This is a genomic window from Bifidobacterium asteroides (genome assembly GCF_009683175.1).
Classification (GTDB): domain Bacteria; phylum Actinomycetota; class Actinomycetes; order Actinomycetales; family Bifidobacteriaceae; genus Bombiscardovia; species Bombiscardovia asteroides_H.
Genome location: NZ_WKKW01000001.1, coordinates 292152 through 308705, shown reverse-complemented (window position 1 = coordinate 308705; position 16554 = coordinate 292152). Strand labels below are relative to the sequence as shown.

The window sequence follows — 16554 nt, the reverse complement described above, 5'->3', positions numbered from 1 at the left end:
ACCTGCTGTATCGGCTTCAGCTGATGTTCATCTCAACAATATCCGGAAAGTCCTGGACTGGTTGGGACATTGGTCCAAGCCCCATGGCTTCGCCCAGCCATTCCAGTCCGGGCTTCCAGGCAGTCTTGACTGTATGCCAGTCATGGCCCGACCCTTGGGTTATGACGGCCTCCACGCTCATACCAGCCTGGTCGGCGGCCTTGGCGATGACCATCATATTGTGTTGGGACTCCTTGTCGTTGGAACCGGCGGCAGTGAATAGCCGCTGGCTCGATGGCGCCCGATCCTTGATGGCTTTGGCGGGAACCTGGGCCAGGAAGCGTTTCCGGTCGCCGCCGAAGTAATCTTGGATCATCTGGTCCCGTCGACCCTGGGTCGGCTCCAGCTCCCCGTCGGCCGGGAGCATGTTCCCGTAGACGTCGGGATGCCGCGCACCCAGCTGAGTGGAGCAGGTCCCTCCCTGGGAGAATCCTCCGATGGCCCATAGCTGGGGTTTGCTGTCGACCGGCAGGTTGGCCCGGATCCAGGCAGGCACGTCATGGCTCAAATAGGTTTCGGCCTTTCCGTAGACGGGTGAGTCTACGCACAGGCTGTTGTGGAAGGAGGATCCGTTCTGGTCGGGGGAGACCACCACTGGAGCCAGTCCATCGTGTTCGGCCGCATAGGCATCCATCATGGCGGGGATGGACCCGGCGGTGAAGAGCCGGTCTGGGCTGCCGGGTTGACCGGCCAGAAGGACGAAGACGGGCAGAGCGGGGGGCTTCTTGCTCAACGCAGCGGGCGGTAGGTAAATATCGGCTGGACGTGCCAGGAAACGTGAGCTGTCATTGGGGATGTGCACGCTGTAGGAGCGGCCGGTGCGGGGATAGGTCGGCAGGATGCCCTTGGAGGCCCTGGCGCGCCACTGGGCCACGCTCATGGCCGGTCTGGCCGCCTGATGACTCCCATAGTCAGGATAGAGAGTGACGTCGAACAGGGATCCCAGAGTGGTGAACTCTCCGTAGATGATATCCACTCTAAGTCCGGTGGACAGCAGGCAGAGCAGGATGCTCAGGGCTGCCAGGAGGCGGCGCCATCCCCGGGAAGTGACCAGGACGCAAATGGTGAACCCCACAGCTAGGAAGCCCAAGGCCACGGTGATAATGACCATCCAGCCCAGGGAAACTCCGAAGAGCATGAAGACATCGGAGACCAGCCAGGTGGCCAGCAGTCCCAGGGCTCCTATGCCTGCGGCGATGGCGATCTGCCTCAACAGGGTCCGCCAGCGTCCATGGGTCAGTCCGGTCAACACCAGCAGAACCAGGGCCAGGGCCGTCAGGGTGAACAGTGTTGCGGGAAGCCATCCCTGGGTCAGATGGACCTTTGCCAGCCATGTACCCATGCAGTTCCTTCCAGCAAAACGTATCCGCAGTTCAGTATAGGGAGTGTTCAGGCGGATGATTGCCATTTGCCTGGGCAACCTTCCTGGCCATTGGTTGTTCTATGGTAGATTTATTGATAATCAATCTCAGTAACGCTCGTAGGGTTTGCCAAATGACCCCACGTTGGTGCCAGGAAGGAACCCATATCCATGCATGCCAGCAGCCCACGCCTTCGCCGGACCCGCACCTTGGTCGCCGCCCTTCTGGCCGGACTGACCCTGCTGACCAGTCTGACAGGCTGTGGTAATAGCGAAGCGTCCTCGTCGCCCACCGGGTCCGGCCTTTTGCAGGTGGTGGCCAGCATCAATCAGTGGCAATCCCTGGCCGAGGACTTGGGCGGCAACCAGGCCCGGGTGGACACCATTCTGAGCAACACTTCGACTGATGCCCATGACTATGAGCCGACGACGGCCGACATCGCCCGAATCAGCCGTGCCGATCTGGTCATAGTCAACGGGGCCGGCATCGACGACTGGGCTGCCAAGGCCGCTGAAACCGGGCAGGCCAAGTTGGTGGACATATCCAAGGCATCGGGGCGCAAGGCCGGCGACAACCCCCATCTCTGGTTCTCCTCCCAGGGCAGGAGCGCGGCTGCCAAGGCCGTGCATGAGGCCTATCGGCAGCTGCGTCCAGGCCGCGAGGCCGATTTTGACAAGGCCTACCAGGACTGGCAGGTTCGACAGACCCGGCTGGACAATCTGATAGCCGATGCGCGCAGGCAGACCCAGGGACGTCACTATGCGGCCACGGAATCGGCTGCCTATTATCTCTGTCATGACCTGGGCATGGAGGACCTGACCCCCGAGGGGTACCTGCGGGCGGCCGCCAACGAGAGCGAACCTTCGCCCGAGGACCTGGTGGCCTTCCGTCATCTGCTGGCATCCGGGCAATTGGACATGCTGGTGCTCAACGTTCAGGAGGTCAATCGAACCTCCAAGGATCTGGCCATTGAGGCGCGCAAGGCCCATGTGCCGGTCTTCGAGGTCAGCGAGCAGCGCCCCAACAAGTACCGGAACCTGGAGGATTGGATCAGCGCCCTGGTCCAGCGGGTGCCGGGCGCCAAGGCCTGATGGGTCCGCTCGCTCTTCATGTTCGCTAAGGGGTGTTTTCATGGGGCTTGTCGTCCTTAATGGGAACAATGGCACAGGTATCGGTAAAAGGCCTATGGGGCCCAGTCACCAAAGTCAGGAGTAAGCGGTGAAGGATCATAAGCGTCAGCCCGGCCGGTGGACATCCTGGATGCAGAACATGACCGGACGTCTTCGGGTGCGTGGGTGGGTCTACCTGCTCGCCTTCATCCTGATTGACTTCCTGTCGGTAGGCATCCTTCAGTGGGGGGTCTCCCTGAACAGTTCCCGCGTAGAGCTGTCCAACCCGCTGATCGGCTTCTGGGGCTTCATCTCGGCCATGTGGACCCAGCGTCGGTTCGTCCTGGTGCTCAACATGCTGGCTATAGGCCTGGTTTACCTGGCCCTGGCCTACCTGACCAATCGCTTCTGGGCGGCATCGGGCCTGATTCTGGCCATCTGTGCGGTCATTGCGATCATCGAGCGTTTCAAGGTGCGTGCACGGTATGAGGCTGTCCTGCCCTCCGATTTGGACTTTCTCCATGCCGATGCGGCCAACCTGGTCTCCTTCCTGCCGGCCCGGTCCCTGATCATGATTGTGCTGGGAGTTGTAGCTTTGATTATTCTCGGATTGCTCTGCTGGGTGGTGACACGGATGGATGCCCGTCGTGGCCGTCCGGTGGCCACCGGCAACAAGCCCCTGGGCGCTGGACTGCGTACCGTAGGAGTCCTGGTCCCGGTCCTGGTGGTGGCGCTCTTCATGTCCACTGTGGGCACCTACGGCAGCCCCGCCTATCGCTTCTCGCAGTTCATGGGCGACATACCCTCCATGTGGGACTCGGTCTATGACGCCCAGCGCAACGGGGTCTTCGTGTCCTTCTCCCGGCAGCTGCGGCCCAAGGTCATGGACCAGCCCTCAGGATACAGCCGTGCCACCATGCAGTCTCTGGCCCACCGCTACCAGCTTTCGGCGGACCGCATCAACCGTGACCGCAAGTCCTATATGAACGAGTCGAGCCTGGTCTATATCCTCTCCGAGTCCTTCTCGGACCCCACACGGGTGCCGGGCGTCGCACTCAACCAGGACCCCATGCCCCATATCAGGTCCATCAAGGAGGGCACCACCAGCGGGCTCATGCTCTCCTCCGGCTATGGCGGGGGTACGGCCAATCTGGAGTTCCAGGCCATGACCGGCCTGTCCATGGCCAACTTCGATCCTTCGCTGACCTCTCCCTATCAGCAGGTCATCCCTCACCTGAGCTGGATACCCACGGTCAATCAGGCCTGGGGGTCCCCATCCAGGTCCCTGGCCTTCCACCCCTATGAGTCCTCCATGTACTCCAGGGCCGAGAACTACAAGAAGTTCGGCTTCTCCCACTTCTACTCGCTGACCGGCCCTGACCAGATAGCCCACCAGGACCGCATCGACCGCAGCCAGTATGTGGGGGACCGGTCCGCCTACGATTCCGCCCTGGAGCAGATGGGCGACGACAAGGGCAACCAGTTCGTCGAGGTCATCACCATGCAGAACCACATGCCCTACAACGACTGGTATGACGACAACAACTTCTCGGTCAGCTCCTCTGACCCCAACATGCCCCTGGGCGACGATGAGATGCAATCCATCCGCACCTACGCCAAGGGGGTCAGTCTGACCGATCAGGCCACTGCCGATTTCCTGAACAGCCTGGACTCCCAGAGCAAACCGGTCACCGTGGTCTTCTATGGGGATCATCTGCCCGGCATCTATGGCACGGCCGGTTCGGACCAGCGCAACTCCCTGGCCCTGCATCTGACCGACTACTTCATCTGGTCCAACAAGGCCTCGGATGCATCGGGGACACAGGTCAGCAACAGCGCCTATTCCTCTCCCAACTTCTTCCAGGCCCAGGTGGCCGAACACATGGATACCAAGGTCTCTCCCTTCACGGCCTTCCTGACCGAGCTGCATGACAAGATCAGTGCCATCGAGCCCCCGGTGGCCAACCAGATCCAGGACTGGAACAGGATCCCTGCAGGGCAGACCAACTATCTGGATGCCCAGGGCCAGCCCATGAATGCGCGTGACTTCGACCGGACCACCCGGCAGCTCTTGAATGACTACAAACTGATCCAGTACGACATCATGGCGGGTAAGCACTACCTGCAGGGGACCGGCTTCAACACCACTCCCACCCGCCGTTCGGATGCAGCCCGTCAGAAGGCCAAGGAACAAGCCCGCCAGGAGGAGCAAAGCCAGGATAAGGACAGCGACAGCGAGGGCTCGACCAGCTCGGCCAATTAGGCTTCCAGGCCGCGGTGGCCGATGTCGTGCCGATAGAAGAGGCCAGGCATCGACAATCCGTCCAGACGGTCATAGACTCGGCGGGCTGCCTGGGCCAGGTCGTCGCCTCGGGCCACCACCAGAGCGGTCCGTCCCGAGGAAGATGTCAAACCAGTTGAAGCTGAGCCGGACACCCCGGCGTAGTAGGCTCTGAGGTCCTGCTCCGGAGCGATCAAGGGCACGGGCACTCCAGTCTTGGGATTGCCGGGATAGCCTTCTGCTGCCAGGACCACACCCAGGCGGCTGTGGGAGTCGTCCCAGGTGAATTTCGGCTCCCCACCCTCCATCAGCGTGCGAATGGCGGTGCCCAAGTCGCTGGTAAGGGCAGGCAACACCACCTCGGTCTCCGGGTCTCCCAGTCGTGCGTTGAATTCGATGACTTCAGGACCCTTGTCAGTGACCATCAGCCCTGTGTACAGAACTCCGGTGAAGGGACTGCCCTCCTGGGCCAGGGCACGGACGGTGGGCGCGACGATGGTATCCAGGGCCTTTTGGGTCAGTTCCGGACCGAACTGTGGCAGAGGGGAGTAAGCCCCCATGCCGCCAGTATTGGGACCCCGATCCCCGTCATAGGCGGGCTTGTGGTCCTGGGACAGGGGCATGGGCCAGAACTGCTCGCCACGGACGAAGCACATGAGCGAGCACTCCTGACCCACCAGCTGATCCTCGATGACCACCTGGGCTCCGGCCTGACCGAACTTATGGTCAATGAAGATGGCATCCAGGGCCTGCATAGCCTGGTCCAGGTCGGCGGCCACCGTCACGCCCTTGCCGGCTGCCAGTCCGTCAGCCTTGATGACTACTGGTGCGCCGTGCGAGCGCACATAGACCTTGGCCGTCTCCAGGTCATGGAAGACCGCATAATCAGCGGTCGGGATTCCATGCCTGCGCATCAGGTCCTTGGCAAAGCCCTTGGACCCCTCTATGCGGGCCGCAGCCTTGCTGGGTCCAAAGGCGGGGATGCCGGCAGCCTGCAGTTCGTCGACCAATCCAGCCGTCAGAGGAGCCTCGGGTCCTACGAAGACCCAGTCGATGCCCAGCTCGCGTACTGCAGCGATCAGTTTTTCGGGTTGTGTGGGATCCTCTCGAAGCAGGCTGATGCCGTCCGGTTCCATGCCCGGGTTGCCCGGGGCGCACCAGACCCGATCCACTCCTGGCCCGGACAGCAGGGTGGTGGCGATAACGTGCTCCCTGGCTCCCGATCCGATGACCAGTACCTTGTCCGCCATGATGGGCTCCTCTCGCTATTGCTGACGACCGTCTTCGTTAAGAATGACCTGCTGGCCGTTTTGAGCACCTGTCACCCGACCGATCAGAGCGTAGGGCTCCTGCTCCTCATCCAGGACTGCGCGGGCCTGGTCCAGCCGGTCAGGGGAGACGACCAGGACCATCCCAATGCCCATGTTGAAGATGTTGTACATCTCCAGATGGTCGACCCTGCCCATCTCCTCGATCATCGTGAAGATGGGCGGCACCTTCCAGGAATCGAGGTCGAAGCTGGCAGCCAGACCCTCGGGCAGAATCCGGGGTACCTTCTCCACGAAGCCGCCCCCGGTGATGTGCGCCGCACCCCTGAGCAGGCCAGAGGCGAAGAGCGGGCGCAGCGTCTTGACGTAGATGCGGGTGGGCGTCAGCAGTTCCTCACCCAGGGTCCGTCCGCCAAGCTGGTAGGGCCGGTCCTCCAGCTTCATGCCCCCCTGGTCAAGCAGGACCTGACGAATCAGGGAGAATCCGTTGGAGTGGACTCCCGAGGAGGGCAGGCCGATCAGCTGGTCGCCTTCTGTGATGGCCGAACCATCCACCAGGGACTCCCGTTCGACCACACCCACGGTGAATCCGGCCAGGTCGTACTCGTCGGGCTGGTACATGTCGGGCATCTCGGCGGTCTCCCCGCCTACCAGGGCGGCCCCGGCCTGGACGCAGCCGTCGGCGACGCCCTTGACCACCTGCTCCAGCAGAGCCGGGTCGTTGTGCCCGCAGGCGATGTAGTCCAGGAAGATCAGTGGCTCGGCCCCCTGGGCGATGATGTCATTGACGCACATGGCCACGCAGTCCTGGCCGATGGTGTCATGGCGGCCGGCCTCCCGGGCCACCATCAGCTTGGTGCCTACGCCGTCGGTGCCCGAGACCAGGACCGGGTGGCGGTAGTTGAGTGCAGACAGGTCGAAGTCGCCGCCGAAGCCGCCGATGTCACCGGCGCCCGGCCTATGGGTTCTGGCCGTGTGGGAGCGGATCCTGTCGATCAGTTCGTATCCGGCCTCCACCGATACCCCAGCCTGCTCATATGCCTTCGGCATGGTTACCCCTTTCTCTGCTTTGTCTGTCCTGCTCTTCGTTACTGCTCATTGATCTGTTCTCTGCCCCGACCCTGCAGGCATGTCAAGTCCGTAGGATCCCTTGGAGGCCTCCAGCCGGGCCCGGTCCTCCGGAGTCAGCGAGGCCAGGAAACCCTGCTCGTAGTCGTCAAGCCGCGTTGGGTAGTCTCCGTTGAAATAGGCCACGCAGAGCCCTTGGTAGGGTGCATCACGGCCCAGACCGATGGATTCCACCAGACCGTCCAGACTCAGGTAGGCCAGGGAATCGGCCTCGATGGCTTCCCTGATCTGCTCCACGGACTTTTTGGCGGCGATCAGTTCGGAGGTCCGTTGAATGTCGATGCCGTAGTAGCAGGGGTAGCGCAGGGGCGGGGAGGCGATGCGCATGTGCACCTCGCTCGCCCCGGCCTCCCGAAGCAGACGGACGATTCTACGCGAGGTGGTGCCCCGGACGATGGAATCGTCGATGACCACCACTCGCTTGCCGGCTACGACACCGCGCACAGCGGCCAGTTTCATCCTGACACCCTGCTCGCGCATGGCCTGGCTGGGCTGGATGAAGGTGCGTGCCACATACTGGTTCTTGATCAGCCCCATTTCATTGGGCAGTCCGGCCGCCTCGGCATAGCCTGAAGCTGCCGACAGGGAGGAGTTGGGCACCCCGATGACCATGTCGGCGTCCACCGGGGCCTCCCGGGCCAGCCTTGCCCCCATCCGCTTGCGGGCCGAGTGGACGTTTACCCCATAGATATTGGAGTCAGGCCTGGCGAAGTAGATGAACTCCATGGAGCAGATGGACAGGCAGGTCTGATCGGTATAGCGCTCGATGCTGTAACCCGAGTCATCCACCCGGACGATTTCGCCGGGGCCGATGTCACGCACCAGTGTGGCGCCGACCAGGTCTAATGCACAGGTCTCCGAAGCCAGAACGTAGGCCCCACCTGGCAGCCGGCCCAGGGAGAGGGGACGGAAGCCGTTGGGATCCATGGCTCCAATCATGGCATCCTCGGTCATGAGCAGGTAGGCGAAGCCGCCATGGACCTGGCGCAGGGCCTGTTTGAGCGCCGCCATGAAGTCCTTTTCGGGGCTGCGGCGGATCAGGTGCATGAGCACCTCGGTGTCGGAGTTGGAGTGGAAGATGGCCCCCTGATCCTCCAGCTGTGCCTTGAGGCTGTTGCAGTTGGTCAGGTTGCCGTTGTGGGCCAGGGCTATATCCCCGTCGTGGAAGCGGAAGACGAAGGGCTGGATGTTCTCGATGGACCCTGAACCTGTCGTGGCGTAGCGCACATGTCCGACGGCCCGGTCCCCGGTCAGCGGTGTCAGGCTGGACTCGTCCGGGAAGACCTGAGTCAGCAGGCCCAGACCCCGCCGTCCGATCAGGTGCCCCTGGTCGTTGGAAACGATGCCGGCACCCTCCTGACCGCGGTGCTGCAGGGCATGCAGGCCGAAGTAGGTCAGTCGGGCGGCATCGGGGTGGCCCCAGACCCCGAAGATCCCGCACTCCTCGTGGATGCCTTCAAGCTCCAACGACATGGTCTATGTCCTTTCCTTAGGCGGCAAAGTAGTCCACCCCCGACTGGAAGAGCGGTTGCGTATTTTTTCCGGGCACATTCAGATACAGGTCGGGGCCGCTGCGTTCCGTGTGACCCATCTTGCCCAGCACCCGGCCGTCCGGGCTGGTGATTGCCTCGACGGCCATGTCTGACCCATTGGGGTTGACCAGCGGATCCATGGAGGGATGACCCTGCTCATCCACATACTGGGCAGCCACCTGTCCTCGGTCAATCAGGGTGCGCAGGAGGCTAGGCTCGGCCACGAACCGTCCTTCGCCGTGGCTGATGGGCATGGTGTGGATGTCGCCCATCCGGCAGGCACTCAGCCAGGGGGAGCGTGTGGAGCTGATCCGGGTGTGGACCAGGCGGCTCTGATGGCGTCCGATGGTATTGACAGCCAGGGTGGGATCCTTGGGTGAGCCGGTGACGATTTTGCCATAGGGAACCAGGCCCAGCTTGATCAGCGCCTGAAAGCCGTTGCAAACGCCCAGGACCAGTCCGTCCCGGTCCTGCAAAAGCTCCTGGAGGGCGTCGGCAACCTGGTTCGAGCGCAGGAAGGAGGCCACCAGTTTGGCCGAGCCGTCGGGTTCATCGCCGCCGGAGAAGCCACCGGGCAGCATCAGTATCTGGCTGTTGCGGATGGCCTGGGCCAGGCGGCGGGAGCTCTCGGTCACGTCCTCGGCATTCAGGTTGCGGATGACCACAGTCTCCACCTGGGCTCCAGCATCCCGGAAGGCTCGTGCGGAGTCGAATTCGCAGTTGGTGCCGGGGAAGACGGGCATGACGACCCTGGGTCGGGTGGTCATGGAAGTCCCCTTGGCTCTGTGTGCTGCTGGCCTGCCGAACTGGCGGTCGGCGCGGCCGATGGTCGGCACCGGGTCGCCTTGGCCCCGGTATGGGAAGATCGATTCCAGACCCCTGGCACGGATTTCCTCAAGGCCGGCCAGGTCCAGATCCTCGCTGCCGCAGCGCAGGCGATAGTTCTCGCGAGTGTGCCCCAAGAGGTGTAAATGCAGACCGGAATCCTGAATGGACAGAGGCTCTGGACCAGAGGCCTCCAGAATGAAGCTCCCATAGGCGGGACGGAAGAGGGCAGGTATGGCAGTGTCTGGCGCCAGGTCCAAGCCGATCCTGTTGCCCAGGCACATCTCCATCAGGGACTGGGCCGTGCATCCGTAGCCCGGAGTGGCTGCAGCATCAACCAGACCCTGACTGATCAACGCCTCCACCTGGTCCATGACGGTCCGCAGGCTCTCCGGATCGGGCAGCAATCCGTCCGCCTGGTATTCGGGCGTCACGAGGTAGACCTGCCGGTTGGGGGCCTTGAACTCCGGGGAGACCGCATCCTTGGCCTGCCCCAGGGCTACTGCAAAGCTGATCAGGGTGGGCGGCACATCCAGGTCCTCGAAACTGCCGGACATGGAGTCCTTGCCGCCTATGGCACCCACTGCCAGGTCCAGCTGGGCCTGAAGGGCTCCCAGGACGCCGGCTACTGGCAGACCCCAGCGCCGGGGGTCGTCGCCGGGCTTGGGGTAATACTCCTGCAGGCTCAGGTGGGCCCTTGACCGGCTGAAGCCGCTGGCGACCAGCTTGGCCAGGCTCTCGACGACGGCCAGGTAGGCGCCGGTGTAAGTGTCCTGGCTGCTGATCCAGGGGTTGAATCCCCAGGCCATGGCCGAGGCGGTGGTGGTGTGCCCGTCCACTGGCAATTTGGCCACCATGGCCTGTGCCGGCGTCAGCTGTCGGGCTCCGCCAAAGGGCATGAGGACGGTGCCTGCACCGATGGTGGAGTCGAACTGCTCGGCCAGACCCTGTTGGGAACAGACATTGATGTCTGCAAGCAGGGCCCTCATGCGTGCGTCCAGGCTGCCTTGAACTTCGAAGGGGGCGTGGTAGGGAGCAGGGACCGGCACTTGGGCATCGGCCTTATGAGGGGCGCCGTTGGAGGCCAGGAATGCTCGGGGGATATCCACGATGGTCTCTGATCGCCAGGTCATCCGGAGCTTAGGTTCCTCGGTGACCTCGGCGATGACGGTGGCCTCAAGGTCCTCCTGCCGGGCGTAGTCGATGAAGGCGGGCGCATCTTCGGCAGCCAGGGCCACGGCCATGCGCTCCTGGCTCTCGGAAATGGCGATTTCAGTCCCGTCCAGCCCCTGGTACTTGAGCGGCACCCGATCCAGGTTCACGTTCAATCCGTCCGCCAGCTCGCCTACGGCCACGGCAACGCCGCCGGCTCCGAAGTCGTTGCAACGCTCAATCAGCCTGGCTGCCTCCGGGCGACGGAAGAGGCGCTGGAGCTTGCGCTCCTCAGGGGCATCGCCCTTCTGCACCTCGGCTCCGCAGCGTTCCAGACTTTCTTCGTTCTGGGACTTGGAGGCTCCGGTCGCGCCGCCGATTCCATCGCGGCCGGTCCTTCCGCCCACCAGGATGATCAGATCACCGGGGGCGGGTCGGCGACGAATCACGTGGTCGGCCGGGGTGGCGGCCACTACAGCGCCCACCTCCATCCGCTTGGCCGCATAGCCGGGGTGGTAGATCTCACGAACCTGCCCGGTGGCCAGCCCGATTTGGTTGCCATAGGAGGAGTAGCCATCGGCCGCTTGACGGACGATCCGGCTCTGGGGTAGTTTGCCCGGCAGGGTCTGATCCAGGGGTTTACGTGGATCTGCTGCCCCGCTGACCCTCATGGCCTGGTAGACGTAGCCCCTTCCGGACAGTGGATCACGGATGGCCCCGCCGATGCAGGTTGCGGCACCGCCGAATGGCTCGATCTCGGTGGGATGGTTATGCGTTTCATTTTTGAACAGAAAGAGCCAGTCTTGATCCTGGCCGTCCACGTCGACTTTGGTCCGGATAGTGCAGGCGTTGACCTCTTCGGATTGGTCCACGTCGTTCAGGATTCCGCGCTTCTGTAGGTATTTGGCTCCGATGGTGGCCATGTCCATCAGGCATTCAGGTTGGTTCTGACGGCCCAGCTCTCCTCGGATTGCCCGATACTGTTCCAGCGTTGCCCGGACTCGGGGGTTGTCCGCCTCGATTCGCTCCAGCCTGGTATTGAAGGTGGTGTGCCGGCAGTGGTCGGACCAGTAGGTGTCGATTACCTTGAGCTCGGTCAGGGTGGGGTCGCGCTTTTCCTGGCGGTAGTGGTCCCGGCAGAAGCGGACATCCGGCAGATCCATGGCCAGATCCAGCTTTTCAATCAGCGCTTCGAGTTCAGGATCATCCAGATCGCGGAACCCGTCCAACACTGGTACTGGATCCGGGTCGTCATCAGGCATGGCCAGGGTCTTGGGCTGCTCCAGCCCGACCACCCGTGAGTCGACCGGATTGACCAGGTAATTGCGGATGGCCTCGATCTGCCCGGCCCCCAGGTCGCCCTGGAGCAGGTAGACGGTGGCTGTGGCCACCAAGGGGCGGGCGCCCTGGCCGATCAGCTGGACACACTGGGCTGCTGAGTCGGCTCGCTGATCGAACTGACCGGGCAGAGGGGCCACGGCGAAGAGCATGGGGGAGTCCAGCGGCGGCAGCTCCTCATCGCCCTTCATGCGCAGGGCCTGCTCCAGCTGCGTGGCCACCAGGTCGGTCTGGGGCTGGGCGAAGACCGTGGGCAGACAACGTCTGAAGAGGTCTTCGTCGATTCCCTCCAGATCGTAGCGGTTGAACATGCGCAGGCCGGTCAGCCCTTGCACGCCCGGCAGGGTGCGGAGTTGTTCGGCAAGCCTTTCGGCGGCCTGGTCGAAGCCCCGCTTTTTCTCGGTATAGACACGGAAGAGCACAATGGATCCTTTCGCGATGGACTGGTTGGGGACCAATGAAAAACCCGGAGGCGATATGCTCGCTTCCGGGTCCACCGATTCAGCTGTTCGATTGGCTTTCGCGTTCCTCCAATTCGGTCAGCCCATCCAGAATGGTTTGATAAGCCGGAATGATGCTGCCCAGGTCCCTGCGGAAGATGTCCTTGTCCAGGTGGGTGACATGGCCGTCATTATTGTTGCCAATCGCCCAGAGTCGGCAGGTGTCGGGGGTGATCTCGTCGCCGAGAAGGATGATGCCCGATCCGGTCTTTCCCATTTCGATCTTGAAGTCCACCAACTCTACGTTGATGGCGCGGAAGATGCTGGTCAGCGCTCCGTTGATCTCCCGGGTCTTAGCGGCGATGATGTCCAAATCCTGCTCGGTGGCCAGTCCCAGGGCCAGAATGTCATCACGGTTGATAAATGGATCATCCAGGGGATCGGACTTGTAGAAGAATTCCAGCACCGGCTGTTTCAAAGCAGTGCCTTCCGCAATCCCGTACCGCTGGGAGAAGGAGCCTGCAGCCCGGTTGCGCATGACGATCTCCAGGGGGAACATGTCCAGCCGGCGATTGAGCTGCTCGGTATCCGAGATGCTGCGTACGAAATGGCTGGGGATGCCCCTGCGGGCCAGCAGGGAGAATATCACCGTGGTGATCCTGTTGTTCAGTCTGGCCTTGCCTTCGATGTTGGCCTTCTTGGCTCCGTTCCCCGCGGTTGCCTGGTCAGTGTACTCAACCCAGAGTATGTCCGGGTCATCAGTCTCGTACAGTTTCTTGGCCTTGCCTTGATAGCGCATTCCCAACTTTTCCACTGTTCGCCTTCCTCGAGTTTGTTGCGAATTGGAAACTTCTGCACTGCTTGGGACACGACCACCATAGCAAGCCCGGGTTACATCCCCGCGCCCACTCGTGGTTTCAGATCGTTGACCACGGCTTCGGCACGCCCGATGGCGGTCTGCAGGTCAGGACCCATGGCCAGGGCCACGCCCATGCGACGCTGGCCATGCACTTCTGGCTTGGAGAAGATGCGCAGATCGGTGCCTGGGTGGTCAAGGGCCTGGGGCAAGCCTTGGAAGCTGACCGGTCCCTGGCCCCTGACCAGGATGGGCCGGCTGACCGCGCATGTGCCTTCCGGCAGACTCAGGGTCAGATCCTCCTGGTGGACGGGAATGCCCAGGATGGCCCGGGCGTGAAGATCGAACTCGCTCAGCCGTTGGGAGATCATGGTCACCATGCCGGTGTCATGGGGGCGCGGCGCCACCTCGTTGAAGAGCAAGGAGCCGTCGCGCAGGACGAAGATCTCCACACCGTAGATCCCCCAACCGGTCTCGCCACTCTGGCGGGCCAGGGAGGTCATGGCCTCAACCAACCGGGTGGCCATACTCCGGGCCTGCTGCAGGATGTCAGGATTCAGATCCGCAGGTTGCCAGGAGAGGCGGTAGTCCCCGTCCTCCTGACGCTGGCCGATGGGCGTGCAGGTGGCCACGCCGGCGCAGGAGGCCACGGTCAGAACAGTCAGCTCATGGGCCAGGGGGGCCAGGGCCTCCACGATGACCTCGGCCTTGCCCTGATGCCTGGTGGCTGCCCGGCCTTGGGTCAGTGCCGAATTCCATGCTTGCGACAAACCCTCCCTGCTCCGCACCAGGGTCTGTCCGTGGCCGGAGGAGCTCATCAGGGGTTTGACCATGCAGGGGTAGCCCACCTGGTCCGCCGCGCTGGCCAGCTCTTCTGGGGAGTCGGCGAATCGATAGGGGGTGGTGGGCAGGCCCACCTGCTCGTGGGCGAAGACGCGCAGGGCCCGGCGGTCCATGCACATGGCCGCCAGGGGGGCGGCAGGCACTACCTGGATGCCCCGGGCCGCGGCACCGACCAGGCGGTCTGTGGCGATGGCCTCCACTTCAGGCACGATCAAATCGGGGTGGACCTTGTCGATCAGGTCCTCCAAAGCCTGGGGATCGCTCATTTTCACCTGGTAGCCCGCATGGGCCACCTGGGTGGCCGGTGCGCCAGGGTAGGAGTCCGCCGCGCCAACCCAGGCACCCAGCCGCATCAGACTGATGGCAATCTCGCGTCCGAGTTCGCCGGCTCCCAACAGAAGGACCCGTGTGGGTCTTGGTCCCAGAGGAGAGCCGAACGGTCGCTCCCCGGGATTGATGGTATTGATAATCCGCTGCTGACCGGATGCGCTCATACCCATATTCTGCCACCGACCCGTAGACCAAGCAGGTGAATTATCGATACATGCCTATAAACGACATCTATAGAGGCCTTCTTGTCCACTGGCCGCCGGGACGATTACCATGTCATGCAGTCGACCAGGGAAGGCGGGAACGTGAGCGAGCGGACACCGGCGGTGCGGATGGAGCACCTGACCAAGACCTATCACAGCGACGACGACGAAGACAAGACGGCACTGGCCGACATCGATCTGACCGTCGAGACCGGGGATATTTTTGGCATCATCGGACTGAGTGGGGCGGGCAAGTCCACTCTGGTCCGCTGCATCAACGGGCTGGAGGATTACGACTCGGGCAGCGTCAAGGTTCGCGGCCGTGAGGTCAAGGATCTGTCACCGGCTGAGTTGAGGGACCTGAGGCGTCGTACCGGTATGATCTTCCAACACTTCAACCTGATGCCTTCCAGGACGGTGGCCGACAATGTGGGTCTTCCCCTGCGGGGGGGCGGCCGCGACCGTGCATCCCGACGGGCCCGGGTGGCCGAGCTTCTGGAACTGGTAGGGCTGACCGAGCTGGCCGATCACTATCCTGCCGAACTCTCCGGCGGCCAGCAGCAGCGCGTGGCCATCGCCCGGGCCCTGGCCAACGAACCGGATATCCTGCTCAGTGATGAGGCCACCAGCGCACTGGATCCGACCACCACACGCTCCATTCTTCAGCTGCTGCGTGACCTGCACGACCAGCTGGGCATCACCGTCGTCATGATCACCCATGAGATGTCGGTCATCCGACAGATCTGCAACCGGGTGGCGGTCATCGACCAGGGCGTCATTGTGGAGCAGGGCAGGGTCTTCGACGTCTTTGCAGATCCCAAGGCCCAGCTGACCAAATCCTTCGTGGCCACAACCTCCAACCTGGATAAGGTCAGGGATCTGATGGCCGCCGATTCGCCCCTGGTGGCCCTGCACCCCGGGCAGATCCTCATGCGCATGTCCTATGTCTCCAAGGAGGTCTCCGAGGCCCTGGTCTCCACCATCAGCCGTCGCTACAACCTGGACGTCAACATCATCTTTGGCGACATCGATGTGGTGGAGGGGGCGCCCCTGGGTGGACTGGTGGTCAGGATGGGCGGCGACGCTGAAAATATCCGCCAGGCCATGGAATACCTGCGCTCGCGCAACATCGGAATCGAGGTTCTCAAGTCATGACGTCCCTGCTTACCACCTGGTTCCCCAACGTCATGAGCCGGCTGCCGGAGTTCTTCAGCAGCATGGTTCAGACCCTGGTTATGGTCGGCGTCTCCGGGGTGATCTCCTTCCTGCTGGCTCTGGTCATCGGGGTGGGACTGATCATCAGCCGACGCGACGGCATCCGTCGCAACGGCCTGGTCTTCACCGTCCTGGACAAGCTGATCGACCTCTTCCGCTCCATCCCCTTCATCATTCTGGCGGCGGCCCTGGTGCCGGTGACCAGGTTGCTCATGGGCACGGCCATCGGGCCCAAGGGGGCAATCTTCCCGCTGGTCGTGGGCATCACGCCCTTCTTCTCCCGACAGATCGAATCGGCCCTTGCCGGTCTGGACCCTGGGTACGTCGAGGCGGCGGAGTCCATGGGTATGACCACCTGGCAGATCATCTGGCATGTCTACCTGCGTGAGGGCATCCCCTCAATCATCCGGGTGACCACCATCACCATCGTCAGCCTGGTGGGCGAGACCGCGACCGTGGGCATCGTGGGCGGCGGCGGTCTGGGTGACTTTGCCATCCGTCTGGGCTACCAGCGGTCCATGAACGACGTGACCATCGCCACCATCATCGTTCTGGTCATCTTCATCGCCCTGATCGAACTGTTCGGCCGGCTTCTGGCCGAAGTCGTCGAACACTGAGCAACCCGGGAAAGGTC

The 16554-nt window shown here is 62.8% G+C and carries 11 protein-coding genes; 4 read left to right on the top strand and 7 right to left on the bottom strand.

Annotation, left to right across the window (positions count from 1 at the left end; translation table 11 throughout):
• Positions 1-16: 16 nt before the first annotated feature.
• Positions 17-1381 carry an alpha/beta hydrolase gene (locus GKC41_RS01355; RefSeq protein WP_154312590.1) on the bottom strand — a complete coding sequence of 455 codons (1365 nt, stop codon included), beginning with the start codon at positions 1379-1381 and terminating at the stop codon, positions 17-19.
• Positions 1382-1570: 189 nt separating this feature from the next.
• Between GKC41_RS01355 and GKC41_RS01350 the strand changes: the two genes are divergently transcribed.
• Together GKC41_RS01350 and GKC41_RS01345 are read left to right on the top strand one after the other, a co-directional pair.
• Entirely contained in the window at positions 1571-2491 is a 921-nt protein-coding gene (locus tag GKC41_RS01350; protein WP_154312589.1) for a metal ABC transporter solute-binding protein, Zn/Mn family, read from the top strand.
• A 127-nt stretch (positions 2492-2618) separates the two neighbouring features.
• On the top strand, positions 2619-4772 hold the full coding sequence (locus tag GKC41_RS01345) for an LTA synthase family protein (protein WP_324612000.1): 2154 nt from the start codon (positions 2619-2621) through the stop codon (positions 4770-4772).
• Here the strand turns inward: GKC41_RS01345 and purD are convergent.
• From purD to purT, 6 genes are all read right to left on the bottom strand, one after another.
• Complete coding sequence (gene purD / locus GKC41_RS01340; RefSeq protein ID WP_154312588.1) at positions 4769-6040, bottom strand: phosphoribosylamine--glycine ligase; 1272 nt, start codon at positions 6038-6040, stop codon at positions 4769-4771. The two genes, GKC41_RS01345 and purD, sit on opposite strands and share 4 nt — an antisense overlap.
• A gap of 15 nt (positions 6041-6055) precedes the next feature.
• Positions 6056-7108, bottom strand: a complete 1053-nt coding sequence (gene purM / locus GKC41_RS01335) for a phosphoribosylformylglycinamidine cyclo-ligase (RefSeq protein WP_154312587.1) — start codon at positions 7106-7108, stop codon at positions 6056-6058.
• A gap of 45 nt (positions 7109-7153) precedes the next feature.
• Entirely contained in the window at positions 7154-8659 is a 1506-nt protein-coding gene (purF, locus tag GKC41_RS01330; protein WP_154312586.1) for an amidophosphoribosyltransferase, read from the bottom strand.
• A 16-nt stretch (positions 8660-8675) separates the two neighbouring features.
• The gene (locus GKC41_RS01325; RefSeq protein WP_324612026.1) at positions 8676-12455 is read right to left on the bottom strand and encodes a phosphoribosylformylglycinamidine synthase; all 3780 of its coding nucleotides are present in this window, start codon (positions 12453-12455) and stop codon (positions 8676-8678) included.
• A 79-nt stretch (positions 12456-12534) separates the two neighbouring features.
• Positions 12535-13287, bottom strand: coding sequence for a phosphoribosylaminoimidazolesuccinocarboxamide synthase (gene purC / locus GKC41_RS01320; RefSeq protein ID WP_324611999.1), 753 nt, complete (start codon positions 13285-13287; stop codon positions 12535-12537).
• Positions 13288-13364: 77 nt separating this feature from the next.
• On the bottom strand, positions 13365-14672 hold the full coding sequence (gene purT / locus GKC41_RS01315) for a formate-dependent phosphoribosylglycinamide formyltransferase (RefSeq protein WP_154312584.1): 1308 nt from the start codon (positions 14670-14672) through the stop codon (positions 13365-13367).
• 135 nt (positions 14673-14807) lie between these two features.
• On the opposite strand from purT, the gene GKC41_RS01310 reads away from it, so the two are divergent.
• Both GKC41_RS01310 and GKC41_RS01305 read left to right on the top strand, forming a co-directional pair.
• On the top strand, positions 14808-15860 hold the full coding sequence (locus tag GKC41_RS01310; RefSeq protein ID WP_324611998.1) for a methionine ABC transporter ATP-binding protein: 1053 nt from the start codon (positions 14808-14810) through the stop codon (positions 15858-15860).
• Positions 15857-16537 (top strand): methionine ABC transporter permease, encoded by a 681-nt coding sequence (locus GKC41_RS01305; protein WP_154312583.1) that lies wholly within the window; start codon positions 15857-15859, stop codon positions 16535-16537. The genes GKC41_RS01310 and GKC41_RS01305 overlap by 4 nt, the downstream gene beginning before the upstream one ends.
• Positions 16538-16554: the final 17 nt, after the last annotated feature.

Excerpts from the sequence above, each read along its gene's own strand:
- purT (WP_154312584.1), bottom strand. The coding sequence starts at position 14,672 with ATGGGTATGAGCGCATCCGGTCAGCAGCGGATTATCAATACCATCAAT.
- purF (WP_154312586.1), bottom strand. The coding sequence starts at position 8,659 with ATGTCGTTGGAGCTTGAAGGCATCCACGAGGAGTGCGGGATCTTCGGG.
- GKC41_RS01305 (WP_154312583.1), top strand. The coding sequence starts at position 15,857 with ATGACGTCCCTGCTTACCACCTGGTTCCCCAACGTCATGAGCCGGCTG.
- purD (WP_154312588.1), bottom strand. The coding sequence starts at position 6,040 with ATGGCGGACAAGGTACTGGTCATCGGATCGGGAGCCAGGGAGCACGTT.
- GKC41_RS01350 (WP_154312589.1), top strand. The coding sequence starts at position 1,571 with ATGCATGCCAGCAGCCCACGCCTTCGCCGGACCCGCACCTTGGTCGCC.
- GKC41_RS01355 (WP_154312590.1), bottom strand. The coding sequence starts at position 1,381 with ATGGGTACATGGCTGGCAAAGGTCCATCTGACCCAGGGATGGCTTCCC.
- purM (WP_154312587.1), bottom strand. The coding sequence starts at position 7,108 with ATGCCGAAGGCATATGAGCAGGCTGGGGTATCGGTGGAGGCCGGATAC.